18 protein-coding genes are annotated in these 20,887 nt (G+C 72.4%); 10 read left to right on the top strand and 8 right to left on the bottom strand.

Features of this window, described 5'->3' with window-relative positions:
- Positions 1 to 7 precede the first annotated feature (7 nt).
- On the bottom strand, positions 8 to 1,414 hold the full coding sequence (locus tag ACIBJF_RS17240; protein WP_399174522.1) for a PAS domain-containing protein: 1,407 nt from the start codon (positions 1,412 to 1,414) through the stop codon (positions 8 to 10).
- A gap of 308 nt (positions 1,415 to 1,722) precedes the next feature.
- On the opposite strand from ACIBJF_RS17240, the gene ACIBJF_RS17235 reads away from it, so the two are divergent.
- On the top strand, positions 1,723 to 2,415 hold the full coding sequence (locus ACIBJF_RS17235; RefSeq protein ID WP_020940714.1) for a metal-dependent transcriptional regulator: 693 nt from the start codon (positions 1,723 to 1,725) through the stop codon (positions 2,413 to 2,415).
- Between the two features lie 359 nt (positions 2,416 to 2,774).
- Complete coding sequence (locus tag ACIBJF_RS17230; protein ID WP_399174521.1) at positions 2,775 to 3,695, top strand: alpha/beta fold hydrolase; 921 nt, start codon at positions 2,775 to 2,777, stop codon at positions 3,693 to 3,695.
- A 9-nt stretch (positions 3,696 to 3,704) separates the two neighbouring features.
- Here the strand turns inward: ACIBJF_RS17230 and ACIBJF_RS17225 are convergent, their stop codons facing one another.
- The 3 genes from ACIBJF_RS17225 to ACIBJF_RS17215 form a co-directional block, all read right to left on the bottom strand.
- Positions 3,705 to 5,291, bottom strand: a complete 1,587-nt coding sequence (locus ACIBJF_RS17225) for a transporter (protein WP_399174520.1) — start codon at positions 5,289 to 5,291, stop codon at positions 3,705 to 3,707.
- A complete protein-coding gene (locus tag ACIBJF_RS17220) occupies positions 5,288 to 6,064 on the bottom strand; it encodes an ABC transporter ATP-binding protein (RefSeq protein ID WP_399174519.1) in 777 nt (258 codons plus the stop codon). Before ACIBJF_RS17220 ends, ACIBJF_RS17225 begins: the two co-directional genes overlap by 4 nt.
- Positions 6,065 to 6,152: 88 nt before the next feature.
- Entirely contained in the window at positions 6,153 to 6,818 is a 666-nt protein-coding gene (locus ACIBJF_RS17215) for a bifunctional DNA primase/polymerase (protein ID WP_399174518.1), read from the bottom strand.
- A 289-nt stretch (positions 6,819 to 7,107) separates the two neighbouring features.
- Here ACIBJF_RS17215 and ACIBJF_RS17210 point away from each other — a divergent pair, with 289 nt between their 5' ends.
- On the top strand, positions 7,108 to 8,493 hold the full coding sequence (locus tag ACIBJF_RS17210) for a transcriptional regulator (protein ID WP_399174517.1): 1,386 nt from the start codon (positions 7,108 to 7,110) through the stop codon (positions 8,491 to 8,493).
- Positions 8,494 to 8,690: 197 nt separating this feature from the next.
- The gene (locus ACIBJF_RS17205) at positions 8,691 to 10,298 is read left to right on the top strand and encodes a hypothetical protein (protein ID WP_399174516.1); all 1,608 of its coding nucleotides are present in this window, start codon (positions 8,691 to 8,693) and stop codon (positions 10,296 to 10,298) included.
- A gap of 43 nt (positions 10,299 to 10,341) precedes the next feature.
- Here ACIBJF_RS17205 and ACIBJF_RS17200 read toward each other — a convergent pair whose 3' ends face one another.
- A complete protein-coding gene (locus tag ACIBJF_RS17200; protein ID WP_399174515.1) occupies positions 10,342 to 11,667 on the bottom strand; it encodes an ABC transporter substrate-binding protein in 1,326 nt (441 codons plus the stop codon).
- Positions 11,668 to 11,784: 117 nt separating this feature from the next.
- On the opposite strand from ACIBJF_RS17200, the gene ACIBJF_RS17195 reads away from it, so the two are divergent.
- Both ACIBJF_RS17195 and purU read left to right on the top strand, forming a co-directional pair.
- On the top strand, positions 11,785 to 12,285 hold the full coding sequence (locus ACIBJF_RS17195; protein ID WP_399174544.1) for a hypothetical protein: 501 nt from the start codon (positions 11,785 to 11,787) through the stop codon (positions 12,283 to 12,285).
- Positions 12,286 to 12,384: 99 nt separating this feature from the next.
- A complete protein-coding gene (gene purU / locus ACIBJF_RS17190) occupies positions 12,385 to 13,263 on the top strand; it encodes a formyltetrahydrofolate deformylase (RefSeq protein ID WP_399174514.1) in 879 nt (292 codons plus the stop codon).
- A 38-nt stretch (positions 13,264 to 13,301) separates the two neighbouring features.
- Here the strand turns inward: purU and ACIBJF_RS17185 are convergent, their stop codons facing one another.
- Complete coding sequence (locus ACIBJF_RS17185; RefSeq protein ID WP_399174543.1) at positions 13,302 to 14,510, bottom strand: zf-HC2 domain-containing protein; 1,209 nt, start codon at positions 14,508 to 14,510, stop codon at positions 13,302 to 13,304.
- A 209-nt stretch (positions 14,511 to 14,719) separates the two neighbouring features.
- Positions 14,720 to 15,289 carry a sigma-70 family RNA polymerase sigma factor gene (locus ACIBJF_RS17180; RefSeq protein ID WP_399174513.1) on the bottom strand — a complete coding sequence of 190 codons (570 nt, stop codon included), beginning with the start codon at positions 15,287 to 15,289 and terminating at the stop codon, positions 14,720 to 14,722.
- A gap of 342 nt (positions 15,290 to 15,631) precedes the next feature.
- Between ACIBJF_RS17180 and ACIBJF_RS17175 the strand changes: the two genes are divergently transcribed.
- Positions 15,632 to 16,006 (top strand): STAS domain-containing protein, encoded by a 375-nt coding sequence (locus tag ACIBJF_RS17175; RefSeq protein WP_399174512.1) that lies wholly within the window; start codon positions 15,632 to 15,634, stop codon positions 16,004 to 16,006.
- 187 nt (positions 16,007 to 16,193) lie between these two features.
- A complete protein-coding gene (locus tag ACIBJF_RS17170; RefSeq protein ID WP_366487261.1) occupies positions 16,194 to 16,706 on the top strand; it encodes an EF-hand domain-containing protein in 513 nt (170 codons plus the stop codon).
- Between the two features lie 249 nt (positions 16,707 to 16,955).
- On the opposite strand, the gene ACIBJF_RS17165 is transcribed toward ACIBJF_RS17170, so the two are convergent.
- Positions 16,956 to 18,464: a class I adenylate-forming enzyme family protein gene (locus ACIBJF_RS17165; RefSeq protein ID WP_399174511.1), complete on the bottom strand. Its 1,509-nt coding sequence runs from the start codon at positions 18,462 to 18,464 to the stop codon at positions 16,956 to 16,958.
- Between the two features lie 91 nt (positions 18,465 to 18,555).
- On the opposite strand from ACIBJF_RS17165, the gene ACIBJF_RS17160 reads away from it, so the two are divergent.
- Positions 18,556 to 19,752, top strand: a complete 1,197-nt coding sequence (locus ACIBJF_RS17160; RefSeq protein WP_399174510.1) for an amidohydrolase family protein — start codon at positions 18,556 to 18,558, stop codon at positions 19,750 to 19,752.
- Positions 19,752 to 20,885 (top strand): acyl-CoA dehydrogenase, encoded by a 1,134-nt coding sequence (locus ACIBJF_RS17155; RefSeq protein WP_399174509.1) that lies wholly within the window; start codon positions 19,752 to 19,754, stop codon positions 20,883 to 20,885. The genes ACIBJF_RS17160 and ACIBJF_RS17155 overlap by 1 nt, the downstream gene beginning before the upstream one ends.
- Positions 20,886 to 20,887 lie beyond the last annotated feature (2 nt).

Raw genomic sequence — 20,887 nt, 5'->3', positions numbered from 1 at the left:
GGAGGGGCTACTTCTCCCGCACCGCGTCCGCCAGGTCCAGCGCCGCCGCGATGCGGACCGCCACGTCCTCGGCGTAGGCCGTGTCGGACCGCTCGAAGCGGCTGCGGCCGGAGCCGCGCAGGAAGGTCACCACGCCCAGCGTCCGCCCCCGGCTGCGCAGCACCGCGCACAGGGCGTGCACCGCGTCGCCGGGCCACTGCCGGGCCAGCGCCCACTCCCGCGCCCGCTGTTCCGGGACCGATCCGGCGTCCGCGCGTACCGCCCCGGCCCGCTCCACGCACTGCAGCGCCGGATGGCCCGGCTCGTAGCGCACGGGCAGCCCGGCCGCGCCGGTGAGCAGGCTCGGTCCCGGCGCTCCGGCGGGCGTCGCGGCGAGCCGTACCAGTCGTACGGCCGTCCCCTCGCCCTCGGGACCCTGGGAATCCTCCGAGCGCGGGGAAGGCACCATACGGTCGATCAACGCGTGGTCGGCGAAGCCGGCGAGGGCGAAGTCCAGGTGGACGGTGGCCGCCTCGGCCGGGTCCTCGCACTCGGCGGCGGCACGCGCGGCCCGGTGCAGTTGGTTGGAGCGGAAGCGCAGCAGGGCCGCCTCCTGCTCGCCCTGTTTGGCCTCGGTGACGTCCTGGAACAGCCAGCCGACGCCGAGCGGCACGGGTTCCTCCGCGAGCGGCGAGGACAGCCGTACGAAGCCGTTGCGCCAGCAGCGCCGCTTCTCGCTCCCCTGGGTGCGCACGGTCACCCACATCTCGGCGGGCGCGGGCGGCGCGCCTTCGGCCAGCACATGGGTCAACGCGGCCTCCAGTTCCTCCACCCCCTGCGCGAGCAGTTCGCCGAGCGGCCGGCCCAGCGCGGAGGTGCGCCCGATGCCGAGCGCGCGGGCCGCGTGCGCGTTGACGACGGCGGGCCGCAGGTCGGCGTCGATGAGCACGACTCCCCAGGCGGCGTCCTCGAACAGCGCCTCGCTCAGCGCGATCGACCGCTCCAGGTCGATCTGGGTGTGCACCTCGCTGAACGCGCAGTAGACCCCCGCGGGTTTGCCGTCGGGCCCGCGTACGGCGGCGGACTGGGTCCGTACGAGCACCCGCCCGCCGTCCTTCGTGACCAGCGCGAACTCGTGCACCTGCCGCCCGGGCGCCTGCATCACCGACATCAGCCGGGTCTGCACCTCCTCGGCGTCGGCGCTGCGCACCGCCCATCCGGCGAACCCGTGCCGCCCCACGGCCTCGGCGGCCGTCCAGCCGAGGATGCGCTCGGCCTCCCGGTTCCAGTGCGTGACGACCCCGTCGGCGTCGAAGGCGCACAAGGCCGCGTCCATGCCGTCGAGCAGTGCGGCGAGCAGATCGGATCCGCCTGACTCACCGGGCTCGTCCGGCCCGAGTGCGTCGGTGGTCCCACTCCGCCGGGAAGCACTCACCTGGACCCCCTGGAGGCTGCGTCGGCGCGCTGACGGCGCACGGTTCGCTCACTGGGCTTCATCTAACTGGAACGTGACTCAGCCCACATCCTGTTCCCGCAAGATTGGCCCCACAAGATTGAGCGCCCCAAGGGGTGCGGGGAACTGCGCGACCAGCGGCCCGCGGACCCGTACCCGGCAGCGGCCCCGGACTCCCCGGTGGCCGCCCGTTTTCCCGGGGGCCCCCGCTTGTCAGTCGGATCCGGCAGAATTGGTGCCAGGGCCAGCGCACGCGCCGGGCTGCCGGCAGAGGTAATCGAGGGGCACGTATGTCCGGACTGATCGACACCACGGAGATGTATCTCCGCACCATCCTCGAACTCGAAGAGGAAGGCGTCGTCCCCATGCGCGCCCGCATCGCGGAGCGGCTGGACCAGAGTGGGCCGACGGTGAGCCAGACGGTGGCGCGTATGGAGCGCGACGGGCTCGTCTCCGTCGCCAGCGACCGGCATCTGGAGCTGACCGACGAGGGGCGCAGGCTCGCCACGCGCGTGATGCGCAAGCACCGGCTGGCCGAGTGTCTCCTCGTCGATGTGATCGGCCTGGAGTGGGAGCAGGTGCACGCGGAGGCCTGCCGCTGGGAGCACGTGATGAGCGAGGCCGTCGAGCGGCGCGTGCTGGAGCTGCTGCGGCACCCGACCGAGTCGCCGTACGGCAATCCGATCCCGGGCCTGGAGGAGCTGGGCGAGAAGGACGGTGCCGATCCGTTCCTGGACGAGGGCATGGTCTCGCTGGCCGACCTGGACGCGGGCACGGACGGCAAGACGGTCGTCGTCCGCCGTATCGGGGAGCCGATCCAGACGGACGCGCAGCTGATGTACACGCTGCGGCGCGCGGGTGTGCAGCCCGGGTCCGTGGTGAGTGTGACGGAGTCGGCGGGCGGTGTGCTGGTGGGCAGCGGCGGCGAGGCGGCCGAGCTGGAGGCGGACGTCGCCTCGCATGTGTTCGTGGCCAAGCGCTGAGCGGGAGAGGGCCCCGGCGCCTTGCGGCGCCGGGGCCTGTCCTCCCCTGTGCTGACCCGGAGCCCCGAGCTCTCAGGGTCATTCCCCTCGGACCGTTTTTCCCCGAGCGGTCCGCCTCCCGCAGAAGTGATCCCCTCGGTGGCGGCGATCATTCCTTCAGGGGTGTCACTCGAATGAGGGGTGTTGTCCGCAGATACGCATTTTTCGAATAAGTATTCGATAGTCTGCGGCGGCAGGACGACCACGACGGCGAGCGCGACGACAAGCACGACGACAAGCACGACAGCGACAGCAGCGAGTACGAGCGAGTACGGCAGTACACCGGTACGAGGCAGGCGGAGCTGGGGGGTGCCAGGCCGATGGCACGGCGTATCGACGTGACGGGAGCGGGTGGGGTGCGCCTCGCCGCCTGGGAGTTCGCCGACCCTCCCAAGACGGGACTCGATCCGGACGACCGGACGGGCGGCCGGGCGGGCGGCCGGGCGGACGCGCCGCCAGGTCCGACGCCCGGCGCCGCGGGCGTGCTGTTACTTCACGGCCTGATGGGCCGTGCCTCCCACTGGGCCTCCACCGCCCGCTGGCTCGCCGCACGCCACCGTGCCGTCGCCCTCGACCAGCGCGGACACGGCCAGAGCGAGAAGCCCCCACAGGCCGCCTACACCCGCGAGGCCTATGTCGAGGACGCCGAGGCCGCCCTCGAACAGCTCGGCCTCGCCCCCGCGCTCCTGATCGGCCACGCCATGGGCGCGCTGACCGCCTGGCAGCTCGCCGCGAAGCGCCCCGAACTGGTCCGGGGCCTGATCATCTGCGACATGCGGGCCTCCGCCCTGGGCGCCGCCTCGCAGCGGGAGTGGGCGGACTGGTTCAGGGCCTGGCCCGTCCCCTTCGCCACGCTGGCCGACGTGCGCAAGTGGTTCGGTGAGGACGATCCCTGGGTGGAGCGGCCGAATCCGGCGCGTGGTGAGTTCTACGCCGAGGTGATGCACGAGGGCGCCGACGGCTGGCGACCGGTGTTCGAGCCGGAGCAGATGCTCCGGTCCCGGGAGACCTGGGTGTACGACGCGCACTGGGAGGAACTGGCCCAGGTGCGGTGCCCGACGCTGGTGGTGCGTGGCGTGGACGGGGAGCTGGGGCGGGCGGAGGCGCAGGAGATGGTGCGGGTGCTGCCGGCCGGGGAGTACGCGGAGGTCTCCGATGCCGGGCACCTTGCGCACTACGACATGCCGGGGGCCTGGCGAGGAGCCGTCCAGCCGTTTCTTGATCGGGTCCTCGGGGACTGAGGAGTTGCTCTACCCCTTGCTGACAGCCGTGAGGATCTCCGGCAGCCGCCCTGCCGTCCTCGGAGCCGCCAGGCGCAGGCCCAGCCAGGTCAGCGTCGCGCCGTACGCCGCCCCCACCGGCAGCAGCAGCCACCGCCAGTCCTCCCCGCCCGCGCTCACGTGGAGCCAGACGGTGAGGGTGATGACGGGGGAGCAGAGCAGGGCCGCCGCGATCATGCCGCCGAAGATCGAGATCCAGGCGAGGCCCGCCTGGCCCGGGACGACGTTCTTGTGGCCCTCCTGGGGGATGGAGTAGGGGAAGCGGGCCGAGGTCCAGGCGCCGGTCGCGAGCATCGCCCCGAGCAGCGCGAAGGACAGCCCGAGCACCTCCGGCAGCCGCGTCCAGGCGCCGAGCAGGGCCGTCGTCACCACCGTCACGAGCGCCGCGTAGGGGAGGGTGATCAGCAGCAGGGCGAGGGCGCGGCCGCGCAGCTCGGCGTAGGCGTCCCGGGGTGAGGAGATGGTCATGGCCACCATCCAGAACGCGGAGGTGTCCTGCCCGAACTGGTTGTACATCTGGATGCCGAGCATCCCGGCGGCGAAGCACGCGAAGTAGATCGACCCGGTGCCCTGCACGGCGTTGAACACCGGCACGATCAGCCCGATGGCCAGCGAGGTCACCCAGGCGGCCTTGGTCTTGGGGTCCCGCCAGATGTAGCGCAGGCTGCGTTCCGTGACCGTACCCGTGCGGTCCCGCGGCAGCAGCCGGCCGAGTCCGGTGGCCGAGCGGCTGCGGACCGCGGCGTCGGCCGGCTGCAGCGTGGAGGCGTCGGGCGCGGTCATCAGCCGGGTCAGGCTCCGCGCCCACACGACGATCAGCGCCGCCAGACCGGCGACGGTGACGGCGAGTTGGGCGGCCGCGACGCCGTACGACCCTTCGCTCGCCGCGCGCACCGCCGCCACCGCCGACGCCGGCGGCACCCAGGACAGCACGTCCGCGACCGGCTGCAACTGGCCGAGCCCGGCCGAGCCCAGCTGCCGCGCCCCGAAGTTGACCAGCTGCGCCCCGATCGCGATCACCAGTCCGCTCAGCACGGCCAGATCGCGGCCCTTCCTGCTGGTCAGCAGGCGTACGTTGGCCGTGGCGACGGCCCGCGCCAGTGCCACGCAGACCAGCAGGGCGAGGGCCACGGCGACGACGGAGACGACGTACCCGGCCGCGCCCTGGGCCAGGGACAGCGCGCAGCCCGCCAGCACCAGCAGCGTGAACAGCGGGCCGATGCCGACCAGGGAGGCCGCGAGCAGTGCCCGGACCAGCGGGCGGGGGCGCAGCGGGAGCATCACCAGCCGGGTGGGGTCCAGCGTCTCGTCACCGGTCGGGAAGAACAGCGGCAGCACCGTCCAGCCCAGCGCCAGCACGGCCGTACCCGGCACGGCGACGGCGTCGGCGTGCGCGTGCCCGTGCAGCGCGAGCAGCCCCAGCAGCTGCAGCAGGGCGAACAGGACCGCGATGACCGCCGAGACGACGAACGCGGCCCGCCGGCCCCCGGACTGCCGCAGCCCGTTCTTCAGCAGTGACAGTTTCAGCCGTACGACGGTGGAGGTGAGGTTCGTCATCGGGCCGCCCCGCCGCCCAGCCAGTCCAGATCGGACCCGGCGTCCCGGCCGGTCGCGCCGACCAGCTCAAGGAAGGCCGCCTGGAGCGTCGGGTGCGTGCCGCGCACGTCGGCCAGCGGGCCGGTCGCGCGGATGCGTCCCGCCGCCATCACCGCGACCCAGTCGCACAGCGACTCGACCAGCTCCATGACGTGGGAGGAGAAGACGACGGTGGCGCCGGAGGCGGTGTACCGCTCGAGGACGCCCCGGATGGTCTGGGCGGACACCGGGTCGACGCCCTCGAAGGGCTCGTCCAGGAAGAGCACCTCGGGGTTGTGCAGGAGCGCGGCCGCGAGCCCGATCTTCTTGCGCATGCCGGTCGAGTAGTCGACGACGAGCTTGTGCTGGGAGCCGGCCAGGTCGAGGACGTCCAGCAGTTGCGTGGCCCGCTTGTCGACCTCGGCCCCCGGCAGTCCGCGCAGCCGTCCCGAGTACCCGAGCAGCTCCCGCCCCGACAGCCGCTCGAACAGCCGCAGCCCCTCGGGAAGGACGCCGATCCTCGCCTTGACGGCCACGGGATCCCGCCACACGTCGTGCCCGACGACCTCGACGGTCCCGCCGTCCGGCCGCAGCAACCCGGTCGCCATGGACAGGGTGGTGGTCTTCCCGGCCCCGTTGGGCCCGACCAGCCCGATGAACTTCCCGGCGGGCAGGTCCAGATCGATCCCCCCGACGGCGACCTGCTGCCCGAACTGCTTCCAGAGCCCTCGTACGCGTACTGCGACTTCGGTCATGGAGGAAGGCTACGACCAGTGCGGCGCCCGGTAGGGGCGCGGGGCTGGGCCCGGTATGCGGCTCCGCCGCGCGGACGACGGCGCGCGGCTACCGATCCCGCCCGCAGGCGTACGCGAGCGGCGAGATCAGCTCCTCCGCGTCCGGCAACCACCGATTCGCCGGGGTGGGCCGGCAGGCCCACTGCACGGCCCCGCGAGACCCGAACCGCGTCGGGGGAGCGGCCACGTACGCCCCCTCACCCAGCGCCACGAGATCAAGGGACGACAACGTCCACCCCAGCTTCCGCACCAGTTCCGGCACCTTCACCGACCCGCCCGGCAGCACGAAGAAGTGCATCCGCCGATCCGGACTCAGCGTGACCGGCCCCAGGGTCGACTCCATCCGCTCCATCCGGGCGAGCGCCAGAAACCCCGCGCTCTCCGGGACCGACAACGCGTCGAACGTCCGGCCCGTCGGCAGCAGGATCGAAGCCGTCGGCTGCTTCTGCCACATCCGGCGCGCGACGGTCGCGCTGCCGGTCGCCTGCGTCGCCCAGTCGGGGCGCGCGGGGTGCGCACCCGGCGCAGGGCAGGAGGCGTCGCCGCACGAGCAGCGCTGGACTCCGGCGACCGCTTCCAGCCAGGTGCCCGGGAACACGTCCCAGTGCCGGTCCTCGACGTAGCGTACGGCGGTCTCCAGCAGCGATTCCCCGCGCTGCTGCGGAATCTGACCGGCAATCTGAATGTTTTCGGCGCCCGCGATCGTCTCTTCCACGCCCCTCTCAACTCCCGCACCCACCTGGAGTTACGGCCGTAGCGCGCGCGGGGGTGGAGCATCGATTCGGCAGTCGGGGCGCATGGGTGCACGGGCGGGGGCGCGCGGGAGGAAGCGGGGCCTGACCTGGGTAGCCAGGGGTGGGGTTGGCATGCGCCTTTACCCCGGCAAACCGCACATGTCGCGCATTGACGGTATGTCAACTGGGCAGTGATCTTCCCGTACGGATCGTCACCGACCACTCGGCCGGAACCTCACGCTCCGGGGGTCGCAACGCAGGGGGTAGTCCATGGCCGCAAGGCCTCTCGTGGCGAGGCAGCCGAACGAACGGCTGCAGGCACTCATCCAGGAAGCGGGGTGCTCGAACGCCGGGCTGGCCCGGCGGGTCAACATGTGCGGCGCCGAGCACGGCCTCGATCTGCGCTACGACAAGACGTCCGTGGCCCGCTGGCTGCGCGGACAGCAGCCACGGGGCCGCGCGCCGGCGATCATCGCGGAGGCGCTCGGGCGCAAGCTCGGCCGTACGGTCACGATCGACGAGATCGGCATGGCCAACGGCAAGAACCTCGCCTCGGGGGTCGGTCTCCAGTTCTCGCCGACGGTACTGGGGGCCATCGAGCAGGTCTGCGAGCTGTGGCGCAGCGACGTGGGCCGGCGGGACTTCCTGTCCGGCTCTTCCGTCGCCGCCTCCGCGCTGGTCGAGCCCAGCCGCGACTGGCTGATCTCGGCGCCGGACGCCCAGGTGGCCCGGCAGGCGGGCCCGCGGGTGGGGCAGGCCGACGTGGCGGCCGTACGGTCCATGACGCAGGCGCTGACCGACCTGGACCACCAGTTCGGCAGCGGGCATGTGCGCCCGGTCGTCGTGCACTACCTCAACGGCGTCGTCTCCGGGCTGCTCGCCGGCTCCTACCGGGAGACGGTCGGGCGGGAACTCTTCGCGTCCGTCGCCCGGTTGACCGAACTCGCCGGGTACATGGCCGTGGACACCGGCCAACCGGGGCTGGCCCAGCGGTACTACATCCAGTCGCTGCGGCTCGCGCAGGCCGCCGGTGACCGCGGGTACGGCGCTTACGTCCTCGCCGCGTCCATGAGCCACCTCGCCGCCCAGCTCGGAAACCCGCGGGAGATCGCCCAGTTGGCGCGGGCGGCGCAGGAAGGGGCGCGCGGGCAGGTGACCCCGCGCGTGGAGGCGATGTTCCACGCGGCCGAGGCGCGCGGGCACGCCCTGCTCGGCGACGCGCGCGCGGCGCAGGCGTCCATCGGGCGGGCGGTGACGGCGATGGAGCAGGTGGACGGCTCCTGCGGCGACGACCCGGTGTGGATCCGGCATTTCGACGAGGCGTATCTCGCCGACGAGTTGGCGCACTGCCACCGCGATCTCGGTCGGCCCGAGCAGGCGGCCCGGTACGCCGAGCAGTCGCTGGCCGGGCACCCGGAGTCCCGGGCCAGGCGGCGCGCCATCGGTTATGTGCTGCTCGCCACGGCCCAGGTGCAGCAGCGGGAGGTCGAACAGGCCTGCAGCACCGGCCTGAAGGCGGTGGAACTGCTGGAGACGCTCCGCTCCAACCGGGGCGCCGAGTATCTGGAAGATCTCCAGCAGCGCCTGGAACCCTTCCGGGAGGAGGCGGTGGTACGGGAGTTCGGGGCGCGCCTCGATCTCCAGCAGGCCGCGTGAACACCGGCCCCGCGGCTGCGTGAACGCACGGCGAACGGCACCCGGATCCGTGAGGGTGTCGGGCCTGCGCGCCGCGGGGCTGTTTTGTTACCGCTGTCACAGGGAAGAAGATCGCGCCCTGAGCTGCATGGCACCCGGCTCGGGGGACCCGGTAGCGTGAGCCCGATTCACAAGGTCCCCCATTGGTAGGAGTCCCGGTGACGCAGAGTGGACAGGGCGAGGAGCCGTCGGCGCGGCCCGCGCGCGAAGGCATCGTGCTGCCCTCCGACGGAGGCGAGCCCTTGCTGCCCGGCATGACCGGCGCGCCCGCCCCCGCGGCCCCGGCAGGCGGGCAGGCCTGGGGCGGCTCCTGGGGGCCCGAGCAGCAGGCACCGCAGCCGGGCCAGGGCTGGCCCCCGGCGGCGGCCCCGCAGTGGCACACCCCGGACGCCGTGCACCAGCAGCCGCCCGCCGCGAACCCCGGCCCGCTGCCCCCGGAGGGCGCCCCGGCCCCGTCGTACGGCCAGACGCCGTCGTACGACCACTCCGGCGCGCAGGGCGGTGGCTACGACGCCGGTCAGCAGCCCGGGTACGGCGCGGCACCCGATCCGTACCAGCAGCATCAGCAGCAGTCGTATCCGCAGCCGTCGGGCGCCGCCGCGCCGCTTCCGCCAGCCGTGCCGGACGCCTACCCGGCCCCGCTGCCCCCGGCGGACGAGGGCGCGACGCAGTACATACCGCCGGTGCAGGCGTCGGCCGCACCCGAGGGCGCCACGCAGTACCTGCCGCCCGTGCCGGCCGCCCCCGCCGACGAGGGCGCGACCCAGTACATCCCGCCGGTGGCGCCCGGCGCGCTGCCGCCCGAGTCGGGCGGCGAGGAGACGCGCTACCTCGGCCGCGTCCAGCAGCAGGCGCCCGCGCAGGCGTCGCCTGATGCACAGGCCACCCAGTACATCCCGCCGTACGCCGCGCAGGCGCAGAACCAGTCGCAGGGCGGGAACCAGCAGCCCTCGGACGGGTTCGACCACCTCTTCCGGGGCGGCCCGGCGGGCGACGGCCCGGCCGGGGCCACCCAGCAGATGCCGCGCGTCCAGCAGCCGGACGCCCACCACGGCCCGGCGCAATACGGCGCCCCGCAGCCCTCGTACGGCGCCCCGCAGCCCTCGTACGACCCCGCACACGACGACGAGGGGCCCCGGAGCCGGTCGCGGGTGCCGCTGATCGCCGCGATCGGTGTCGGCATCGTCGTCGTCGGCGTGGGCGTCGGCGCCCTGCTCAGCGGCGGGGGCGGCAAGGACCAGGGCACTGACGGCAAGACGGTCGCGGCCACCTCCGCGGCTCCGAGCCAGGGCTCCTCGGCGGCGGCCGACCCGGCCCGGCAGCAGGCGGTCGCGCTGGACAGGCTGCTCGCCGACAGCGGCAGCAGCCGCGCCACGGTGATCAAGTCGGTTGCCGACGTCAAGAACTGCGACAACCTCGACGGTGCCGCCTCGAACCTGAGGGACGCGGCCAGGCAGCGCAACGACCTGGTGACCCGGCTCGGCAAGCTGTCTGTGGACAAGCTGCCGAACAACGGCGACCTCACCGCCGCGCTGACCCAGGCCTGGCAGGCGTCCGCCGCGGCCGACAACCACTACGCGGCCTGGGCCGACCAGGCTAAGAACCGCAAGGTCTGCCGCAAGGGCCACGCCCGCACCACGGGCGAGGCCCAGGCCGGCAACCGGGCGAGCGGCACCGCCAGCGCGCAGAAGGTGAAGGCGGCGGCGCTGTGGAACGCGATCGCGCAGAAGTACGGCCTGACCCAGCGCCAGCCCACCCAGCTGTGAGCACCCGGCCGTGACGGGTGCCTGAGGAGCGCGCTGGCGGGCGTCACTGCACGTCGGCGTTCTCCAGCGTCCGCGTCATGTCGGTGGTGCCGTCGAGTCCGCCGACGCCCCTGCGGGCCGCGACCAGCTTGCCGTCCTGGACCACCTGCAGGGTGACGTCGGCGTTGACCATCCGCGGGAAGCCCACCGCGGCCAGCTTGCTGGAGTGGGTCCAGTGCAGGGTCGGGGTGAGACCGCCGGTGGAGACCCGCAGGCCGTCGTCGAGGGTGCGGCGCACGGAGTCGGCGGCCACGTCCCCGTCGCCGATCTTGTCCAGGACGGCCTTCAGCACGGTGTAGGCGATCCAGGTGGTCTGCACTCCGGCGTCCGCGGGGTCGATGCGGGTGTCGCCGAAGGCCTCCTCGTTGATCACCTTCTTCATCGGGTCCCACCGCGAGTCCGAGGCCGGCGGGTACCACCCGGTGATGTACGCCCCCTCGTACGGCCCGGACGCGCCGCCGGTGGAGTTGATCACGGTCTGGTCGACGCTGCCGAGCACGGTCGCGAGCCGTACGGAGGGGAAGTTCCCGCGGATGCGCCGGAAGGAGTCCAGGAAGGTGTCGGTGCGGTCGCCGAGCGCGGGGACCACGCAGCCCTTCTTCGCGAGGTCCCTGCCGGCGTAGCGCAGCGCCTCGTCGGCCTGGTCGCCGTACTCGGTGGAGTCCTCCTCGGCGAGCTGGTCGCCCGCCTTGGCGTGCCCGCCCGACTGCAGGCCGGCGTCGAGCAGCACGGGCAGCTCGTCGCCGGCGATGCTGTCGGGGCGGACCAGGGAGATGTTGCCGCAGGAGGCCGCGAGGGCCTTGCCGAGACCGGCGAGCAGGGCGGGCTGGCCGCCGTTGACCGGATAGGACATCTGGCCGGTGAACTCGTCGTTGGTGACGCCGTAGCCGCCTATGTAGGGGATGCCGGCGCCCTCCAGCGGGGCGGAGTAGGAGTCGGTGAACTGGCTGTAGGAGCCGACGACCGCGACCACGTTCTCGTCGGCCGCGTACCGGGCGCACTTGGCGGCGCCCACGCTGTCGTTGTGGTCGTTGCAGGTCAGGACCTTCAGCTTGCGGCCGTTGATGCCGCCGTGCGCGTTGATCCACTTGGCGTAGGCCAGGGCCATCGCGGGCATGCCGGGCTTGTTGGTGGCGTCGGTGTCCTGCGGCGCCCAGGTCATCACCTTGACCGGGTCATCCCCGGAGCCCCCCGTGGCACCGGGGATGACCCCGCATCCGGCGGTGAGCGACGCACAGAGGGCCACGGCGCCCGCGGTCAGGGCGGCAGCTCTGCCGGGGCGGAAGGACGAATGGAGGAATGTACTAAAAGTGCGTCGCCTGCCGGTCATGTGCACACACGATTCCCTCACATGACGAACCGGCGAGTGACCCTGAGTCAACGAGGGGTGACAGCAAGGTGAATTCCAGGGGTCTGTGAGGCTGGTGTGGCGGAGATCGTACGATCTATCACCGTGCAAGCTTCGGAGAACCCTTCCCGTCGTGGCCGTCGCTCCCCCACCATGGGCGGCATGCCCCTAAGCGACATGCCGTGGTGGCGCTGGCGCAGCAATGTGCGCTCGGCGCTGCACATGCTCTCCGATCCCCCCTTCCAGCGGGACGTCTGGCTGGCCGGCGTGGACGGGTACGGCGACGTCACCGACGCCGTCTACCGGCTGGTGGAGGACACCTGGCTGGACAACTGGTCCGCGGAGAAATACGTCGGCACGATATTCCGCGACTCGCAGGAGGCGGCGCTGGTGGACAGCGCCGTGCTGCGGGTGCTGCGGATCATGCACCAGGTCGGCCCGGACGCGCCGGTCGCCGCCTATCTCGACCACCAGGGGTGGCCGGAGGCGGTGCGGGCGGCGCGGGACGCGCACGTCCGGATGGCGACGAGTGACGGGGACGACCCGGACGCGCCGCCGAAGAGCCTGGAAGTGCTGCGGATCCTGACGCGGACCGCCTAGGCGTCCCGCCCCGTCATCCGGCCCTGTGCGGCCGCCCCGCCGTTCCGCCCTGCGGGACGATCACCCACGGCGGGCGGTCGGCGTGAGAACCTGTAGTGCATGAACGAGCAGCCCGCGCCCGCGGCCCCGGCCGACCAGTACGTCCTCACCCTCTCCTGCCCGGACAAGCAGGGCATCGTGCACGCCGTGTCGAGCTACCTCTTCATGACCGGCTGCAACATCGAGGACAGCCAGCAGTTCGGCGACCACGACACGGGCCTGTTCTTCATGCGCGTCCACTTCTCGGCCGAGCCGCCGGTGACGGTGGAGAAGCTGCGGGCGAGCTTCGCGGCGATCGGTGACTCCTTCCACATGGACTGGCAGATCAACCGGGCCGACGAGAGGATGCGGATCCTGCTCCTGGTCAGCAAGTTCGGGCACTGCCTGAACGACCTGCTGTTCCGGGCCCGGATCGGTGCGCTGCCGGTGGAGATCGTGGGCGTGGTCTCCAACCACACCGAGTTCGAGGAGCTGGTGGGCTCCTACAACATTCCCTTCCACCACATTCCGGTGACGAAGGACACGAAGTCGCAGGCCGAGACGAAGCTGCTGGACATCGTGCGCGAGGAGGGCGTCGAGCTGGTCGTCCTCGCCCGCTATATGCAGGTCCTCTCCGACGACCTGTGCAAGCAGCTCAGCGGCCGGATCATCAACATCCACCACTCCTTCCTGCCGAGCTTCAAGGGCGCGAAGCCGTATCACCAGGCGCACGCCAGGGGCGTCAAGCTCATCGGGGCGACCGCGCACTATGTGACCGCCGACCTCGACGAGGGGCCGATCATCGAGCAGGAGGTCGAGCGGGTCGGGCATGACGTGACCCCGGACCAGCTGGTCGCGATCGGCCGGGACGTGGAGTGCCAGGCGCTGGCGCGGGCGGTGAAGTGGCATGCGGAGCGGAGGATTCTGCTGAACGGGCGCCGCACGGTGGTGTTCGCCTAGCGGCTTCCCCGTGGCGGAGCCGCACGGCGATACGGCCCCTACAGCCGGCTCAACCCCGCCGTGGCGAACAGCACGTCCCTGATCGCCTCCCGGTCACCGACCTGCCCCGCCGCAGCCTCCTCCGGCGACACCCGGCCGGCGGCCAGGCGGCAGAACTCCACGCCGTCCAGCGCCACGTGGGCCACCTCCAGGTCCGCGGAGGCCATCGCCGCCGGTGAGTCCAGGGGGATCAGCCACTCGCCGCCCGCCGCACCCTCGATCTCCAGCCGCAGGCTGCGGCCGGGCTCGCCGGCGAGGCCGAGGTGGCGGCCGCGGGCCGGGGACGCCAGCCCGGTCTGCCGCCGCGTGGCCAGCGCGGTGGGCAGCATCCGGGTCGCGAGGTCGATCATCTTGTTCAGGTGGCGCGGCGCGGGCGGCTGGTACGGGTAGTCCACCGCCTCCGCGATGTCCTCGGCGTGCACCCAGCACTCGAAGGCCCGGTCCAGCATCGCGTCGTGCAGCGGCAGCTCGAAGTCGCCGTACGACACCGCCAGTCCGCCCGCCTGCCCGCCGGTGAAGGACACCGTCCGCACCAGGCCGTGGCTCTGCTCCCGCCAGGGCCCGCGCACCGAGCGGGTCGGCGGGAAGTGGGAGGTCCGCCAGAACGCCTCGGTGCGCTCGGCCGGGCCCACCGCCTGCCGCGCGGCCGCGCCGACGACCTCGGTCAGCGGGTCCTCCAGGCCGAGCCCGACCGCGACCAGCCCGTCCACGGACAGCAGGTGCGCGATCACCCCCGCCACCGTCGTACGACGGCTCTTCGCCGCGTCGGACTCGAACCACCGCAGCCGCACCGGCGCGTGCCACTCCGCGTCCCCGAAGTCCTGCAGCAGGGCGTCCAGGCGCGCGGTCTCGGCGTCGTACGGCCCCGCCCAGTCGGGGACCGGGATGCGCGGCGGACGGCGTTCCAGGCAGCTCGCCAGGACGCGGGTGCGCAGCCCCGGGTCCAGGTCGAGGCTTTCGGGCTGGTGCAGCAGGCCGACCGCCTCGCGCAGCCGGCGGGCCTCGTCGGCGCAGCTTCCGCAGGAGCCCAGGTGGTCCTCGACGGCGGCCGTCTCCGCCGCCGAGCAGGCGGCCAGCGCCCAGGCGCCGAGGAGCGATTTCAGGACGTCGTGCGGCAGGTCGAGCGGCGCGGGCGCGAGGTCGTCCGGATCGGCGAGGTCGGGCAGCGGGCGCCCGCCGTCCTCGACGGAGGCGCGGGGCGTCGGTATGCGCGCCGGCCGGTCCGGCCCGGGCCCGCCAGCGCCGTCCGGGTCCTGCCCCGAACCGCCGCCCGCGCCGTCGCCGGTGTGGCCGCTCTCACGCCGGCCGCCCTCACCCTCGTACGGCTGCCCCTCGCGCTCGTACGGCTGCCCCGCGTGCCGCTCCTCGTCTCCCGGTCCCTCGGGCCCGTCGTGTGCCTCGAACCGTCCCGCTTCGCTCACACCGCACCCCCGTGTCCCGGTGGTGTCCCGGCGTCATGGGCGGTGGAGAGCAGTTGCAGGCCGAGGCGGAGCCGGCGGCGGGCCTCGTCCTCGGTGACGCCGAGGTCGGTGGCGGTCTGGCGGTAGTCGCGGCGCTGGAAGTAGGCCAGGTCGAGGGCGGCGCGCAGCGGGGCGGGCATGGAGTGGACGATGTAGTCGGCGCGGGCGGCCACCGAGGCGCGGCGCACCCTGCGCTCCAGGTCCGCCACGGAGCCGCCGCCCCGGGGCAGCGCGGCGGCCTCGCTGTCGCGCAGCCGCTGTACGGCGAGCCGGTGGGTGACCCCGGCGACCCAGGTGCGCAGCGGGCCCTTCTTGGGATCGTAGGTCTCGGGGTGTTCCCAGAGGTGGGTGAAGACCTCGCGGGTGAGGGTGTCGGCGGCCTTCTCGTCGCCGAGGACGCGGTGGGCGAGGCCGTGCACGAGCGAGGCGAAGCGGTCGTACAGCTCGCCCAGGGCGGCGGCCTCACCGCGGGCGAGTCGCTGCTGCATCTTGCGGTCCCACCGGGGTGGTGCGTCCTTGGTGGCCATGCGGTCCCCTCCCCTCACCCGTGTCCGGCCCGTCCAGCCTGTCTGCACCGTCTTCTCGAATGTAGTCGGCACGTCGGACCGTGCACGCCCCTTTGTGTCGATGCGCGCCCCCGGAAGGGCTGCAGGTGATAGTGCCCCCTCCACATAACCTTCACACGAGGTGGCCATATCTGTGACCGAACGGGATCGATAGTGACCGAAAAAAGCCCCTTGTCGATCACGTCTGGTTTGTGGCTCGACGTTTCAGGGAACGGCCGCTGGGCAGCCGCGCGGAAGCAAGCGTAGGAACTGCTTCCGTTTCCGGGCGGTTCCGGGAGTTCCGGCGAGCGGAGGGGCAGGGACGTGGCATTCAAGGTGACGGGTGTCGAACAGGGCGAATGGGCCGTGCTCCGGGTGTCCGGGGAACTGGACCTGATGACCTCCCCGGTCCTGCGTCAACGTGTGCACGACGTCGTCGCCGAGGGGCATCACAGCCTGGTCGTGGACCTCTCCGACGTCTTCTTCTGCGACTCCAGCGGGGTCGGCGTGCTCGTCGCCGCCCGCAGGCTGATCCGCTCCTGCCAGGGCCGGCTCCGGCTCATACTGCCCGACCGCGGGGCCGACGACGGCTCGCACGTCAACCGGGTCCTCGGCGCGCTCGGTGTCCGCCGGCTCTTCGACGTCCGGCCCGACGTCGAGTCCGCGACGACGGACGAGGCGGGCCCGCTCTCGGCCTGACGCGCCGCCCGCACCCCTCACCCCCTTGCGACACGGCCACACTGTTGTCGCAAAATTCCCCCGGTCTTGGCACAACCACCGGATTCCCGCCATCGGACGGCCACCCGCGTCATACGCTCCCTGCCAGGTCCCTCACGCACCCGTAGGACGACCCGAACGACGCACACGTAAGGCGGCCCGAACAGACATGGTCAGCACCGACTACGAGCGCAGGATCGCAGCCCGGTTCGCCACCTTCGACCAGGACGGCAACGGCTGGATCGACCGCGAGGACTTCAGCGCGGCGGCCAAGGCACTCCTCGCCGAGTTCGCCGTGCCCGCACGCTCCGACAAGGGGCAGGCCCTGTACGCCGGCGCGGAGGCGTTCTGGCAGGGCATGGCGGGGATCGCCGACCGGGACGGCGACCAGCGCATCACCCGCGAGGAGTTCGTCACCGGCGCGGTCAAGCGCCTGCGCGACAACCCCGGACGCTTCGCCGAGATCGCCCGCCCCTTCCTGCACGCGGCCCTGGCCGTGGCGGACACCGACGGGGACGGCCGGGCCACGGTCGCGGACACCGTGCGCGTCCTGCGGGTCTTCCACGTGCCGGACGACATCGCCCGGGCGACCGCCACCGCGCTGGACACCGACGGCGACGGCATGGTGGGCGAACCGGAGATCGTCCCGGCGTTCGCCCGCTACTTCACCGTCCCCGAATAACCCCGCCGTCCCCGTGGTTCCCGGTCGCGCGGCCGGCCGACCGGGCACGGGGGGTGCCGCTCCCGATCCCTTCCGGACTCCTTGGATACGTTCTGCGCGAGTTCGCCCCTTTTGAACGGGGGCATCCTCGTCGCCGACCGGATCACCCGGACGGCCGTCGCACCGGTCGGTGAGATCGAGTGCTGCGGCCACAAGGCGACCGCCGTCGTCAGACGCCGCTGAGGGCAAGCGGGCTGTCGTCCGAGCGGTTCAGGGGAGCGGTTGGGAGAACCGCTCCCGCAGCTTGTACTTCAGCACCTTCCGCAGGGTGTCGTTACGGGGCAGCGCCTCCACGACCTCCAGCCGTTCCGGCAGCTTGTGGACGGACAGGCCCGAGGAGCGCAGGTACGAGACGACCTGTGGCAGGGTCAACTCGGCGGCTTGCGGAGGCTGTTCCACGACCGCGCAGACCAGCTCGCCCCGGTCCGCGTCCGGCAGGCCGATCACCGCCACGTCGGCCACGGACGGGTGCGCGGCGAGGAGGTCCTCGATCTCCTTGGCCGAGATGTTCTCGCCCTTGCGGATGATCACGTCCTTCACGCGGCCGGTGAGGACGAGATGGCCGGAGTCCGTCAGATGGCCCAGGTCGCCGGTGCGCAGAAAGCCGTCGGGGTCGAAGGCGGCGGCCGTCTGGGCGGGGTCCAGATAGCCCTGGCAGACGGCCTCGCCGCGCAGCCGTATCTCCCCGTCGACGATGCGGATCTCCATGCCGGCCGGGGGGCGGCCCTCGGTCGTGGCCAGGTTCTCGGGGGTGTCCCGGGGGTCGCCCATGGTGATCATCGGGACCTCGGTCATGCCGTAGCCGTGGGTGAGCTGGACGTTCATCTCGCGGACCACGCGGTGGTGGACCTCGGGGGGTTTCGGCGCGCCGCCGCCCGCCAGGAGGCGCAGGGTCGGGATCAGCCTCTCGTCCGGTCGCTTGCGCTGCTCGGCGAGGAACATCGAGTAGAAGGCCGTGGAGCCGCCGGCCACCGTCACCTTGTGCCGCCGGTACTCCGCCAGCGCGTCCGGCAGCGCGAAGTGCTCGAACATCACCGCGGGGAAGCCGTAGAGCAGCAGCATCACCAGGTAGTCGGGGCCGCCTATGTGGGCGTAGGGGAAGGCGATCGAGCCGACGTCGTCCGGTGTCAGGTGCAGGGCGTGGGCGAGGCAGGAGCCGCCCGCGATCAGGGAGCGGTCGGTGTGCAGCACGCCCTTGGGGTCGGAGGTCGTGCCGGAGGTCCAGTAGATCCAGCGGACCGAGGTGCCCTCGGCGGGCGGGGCGGGGAGCACGGACGGGTCGCCCCCGGGGAGATCGTCGTACGCCTCGAAGATGCCCTTCGCGCCGAGGCGGCGGGCCATCTCCGTGTGGTCGTGGCCTCTCCACACACCCGGGACCGCGAAGAACTCCGCCTTCGACTCGCGCAGCGCGAAGCCGACCTCCCGGTCCCGGTAGAACGGGATCACCGGGGACTGCACGGCGCCCAGGCGGGCCAGGGCGAGGGACAGCAGGGCGGTCTCGATCCGGGTGGGCAGCTGCCAGGCGACGACCGTGCCGGGCCGTACGCCCATGTCGTGCAGACCCGCCGCCACCCGCTCGGCACGCGCGCGCAGTTCGCCGAAGGTGAGCGTGCGATCCCGCTGGAGGAGAACCGGGCGGTCGGGGGTCAGGGCGGCGCGGCGGACGACAAGGTCCCACAGCGTGCGGGCGGAGCTCAGGGTGTGCGGGGTCTCGTTCACGTATGCCCCCTGACCGGCTTGGCTGACGGGCTGTCAGCTGTCATGCTATCTGACGGACCATCAGATAGCTGCTGTCCGGCGGAGGGGAACCATGGCCAGCGAACTGCCCCGCATCATCAGCGTCGACGACCATGTGATCGAGCCCGCCCACCTCTTCGAGACCTGGCTGCCGGCCAGGTACCGGGACCGTGGGCCCAAGCCGCTGACCGCCGGGATCGGGGAACTGGCCTACGTCGGCGGCAAGTACCGGATCACCATGGACCCGGCCGGCCAGCCGACCGACTGGTGGATCTACGAGGACCTGAAGTTCCCGTACAAGCGCAACATCGCCGCCGTCGGCTTCGACCGGGACGAGATGACCCTGGAGGGCATCACCCGGGAGCAGATGCGGCCGGGCTGCTGGGACCCCGTCGAGCGCCTGAAGGACATGGACCTCAACCACGTCGAGGCCAGCCTCTGCTTCCCGACCTTCCCCCGCTTCTGCGGACAGACCTTCGCCGAGGCGCACGACAAGGAGGTCGCCCTCGCCTGCGTACGCGCCTACAACGACTGGATGGTGGAGGAGTGGTGCGGGCACAGCGGGGGCCGGCTGATCCCGCTGTGCCTCATCCCGCTGTGGGACGTGGAGCTGGCGGTCGCGGAGATCCGCCGGAACGCGGCGCGCGGGGTCCGCGCCGTCACCTTCTCCGAGATCCCCACCCACCTCGGGCTGCCGTCCATCCACTCCGGCTACTGGGATCCCTTCTTCGCCGTCTGCCAGGAGACCGGCACGGTCGTCAACATGCACATCGGCAGCAGCTCGCAGATGCCGGCCGCCTCCCCCGACGCCCCGCCCGCCGTCCAGGCCTCGCTGAGCTTCAACAACGCGATGGCCTCGATGATGGACTACCTCTTCAGTGGGGTCCTGGTGAAGTTCCCCCGGCTCAAACTCGCCTACTCCGAAGGGCAGATGGGCTGGATCCCGTACGCCCTGGAGCGCGCCGACGACGTGTGGGAGGAGCACCGTGCCTGGGGCGGGGTCCGGGACCTGATCCCCGAGCCGCCGTCGACGTACTACTACCGGCAGATCTTCTGCTGCTTCTTCCGCGACAAGCACGGTGTCGCGTCGCTGGACGCGGTGGGGCGGGACAACGCCACCTTCGAGACCGACTACCCGCACGTCGACTCGACCTTCCCGCACACCAAGGAGGTCGCCCTCGACCATGTGAAGGGCCTGGACGAGGAGACGGTCCACAAGCTGATGCGGGGCAACGCCATCCGCATGCTCGGCCTGGACCTGGACCGCTAGTGGATCTGTCGTACACGCCCGAGGAGGAGGCGTTCCGCGCCCACCTTGGCGAGTGGCTCGCCAAGGTGCTGCCCACGCTGCCGCCGAAGCCGTCCCCCGACGACTGGCCCGCGCGCCGGGCGTACGACCTCGGCTGGCAGCGGACGCTGTACGACGCCGGGTACGCCGACGTCCACTGGGACGCCTCGCCGACGACCCGGCTGATCTTCCTGGAGGAGACCGAGCGCGCGGGGGCGCCCTATGTGGGGGCGAACTTCGTCGGGCTGCTGCATGCCGGCCCGACCGTCGCCGCCGAGGGCACTGCCGAGCAGCGGGCCCGCTGGCTGCCGCCGATCCTGCGCGGCGAGGAGGTGTGGTGCCAGGGGTTCAGCGAACCGGGCGCCGGCTCCGACCTGGCCGCGCTGCGCACGCGCGCGTGGCGCGACGGCGACGACTACGTGGTCACCGGGTCCAAGATCTGGACCTCCCACGCCGAGGTCGCCGACTGGTGCGAACTGCTGGTCCGCACCGACCCGGACGCCCCCAGGCACCGGGGCATCACCTGGCTCGCGATGCCCATGTCCGCCGACGGCGTCACCGTACGGCCCCTGCGCACGCTCGCCGGCTCGGCGGAGTTCGCGGAGGTCTTCCTCGACGAGGTACGGGTACCGGTGGCGAACCGGGTCGGCGCGGAGAACGACGGCTGGCGCGTGACCATGGTGACCCTGTCCTTCGAACGCGGCACGGCGTTCGTCGGCGAGGTGGTGGCCTGCCGCCGTGTGCTGGCCGAGCTGGCGGCCGAGGCCCGGGAGAACGGCCGCTGGGACGATCCCGTGCTGCGGCGCCGACTCGGCCGTCTGGAGGCGGAGTTCCGCGCGCTGTGGCGGCTGACCCAGTGGAACGTGAGCGAGGCCGAGGCGAGCGGCGGGGTCCCGGGGGCCGGGGGTTCGGTCTTCAAACTCCGCTACTCCCACGCCCGTCAGGAGCTGTACGACACCGCCGCCGAGGTCCTGGGGCCCGATTGCCTCGACATGGACCGGCCCTGGGTCCTGGACCGCCTGTCCTCCCTCTCGTACACCATCGCCGCCGGCACCTCGCAGATCCAGCGCAACATCGTGGCCGAGCGGATCCTGGGGCTGCCGAAGGGGAGATGACC

Origin of the sequence: Streptomyces sp. NPDC050743 (assembly GCF_044456925.1) — a bacterium.
Taxonomy (GTDB): domain Bacteria; phylum Actinomycetota; class Actinomycetes; order Streptomycetales; family Streptomycetaceae; genus Streptomyces.
The sequence above is the reverse complement of the archived record's forward strand: the minus strand, read 5'-3'. Positions and strand labels throughout refer to the sequence as shown.

Coding starts and splice junctions, on each gene's coding strand:
- ACIBJF_RS17235 (WP_020940714.1), top strand. CDS start 1,723: ATGTCCGGACTGATCGACACCACGGAGATGTATCTCCGCACCATCCTC.
- ACIBJF_RS17230 (WP_399174521.1), top strand. CDS start 2,775: ATGGCACGGCGTATCGACGTGACGGGAGCGGGTGGGGTGCGCCTCGCC.
- ACIBJF_RS17225 (WP_399174520.1), bottom strand. CDS start 5,291: ATGACGAACCTCACCTCCACCGTCGTACGGCTGAAACTGTCACTGCTG.
- ACIBJF_RS17220 (WP_399174519.1), bottom strand. CDS start 6,064: ATGACCGAAGTCGCAGTACGCGTACGAGGGCTCTGGAAGCAGTTCGGG.
- ACIBJF_RS17210 (WP_399174517.1), top strand. CDS start 7,108: ATGGCCGCAAGGCCTCTCGTGGCGAGGCAGCCGAACGAACGGCTGCAG.
- ACIBJF_RS17200 (WP_399174515.1), bottom strand. CDS start 11,667: ATGACCGGCAGGCGACGCACTTTTAGTACATTCCTCCATTCGTCCTTC.
- purU (WP_399174514.1), top strand. CDS start 12,385: ATGAACGAGCAGCCCGCGCCCGCGGCCCCGGCCGACCAGTACGTCCTC.
- ACIBJF_RS17180 (WP_399174513.1), bottom strand. CDS start 15,289: ATGGCCACCAAGGACGCACCACCCCGGTGGGACCGCAAGATGCAGCAG.
- ACIBJF_RS17170 (WP_366487261.1), top strand. CDS start 16,194: ATGGTCAGCACCGACTACGAGCGCAGGATCGCAGCCCGGTTCGCCACC.
- ACIBJF_RS17160 (WP_399174510.1), top strand. CDS start 18,556: ATGGCCAGCGAACTGCCCCGCATCATCAGCGTCGACGACCATGTGATC.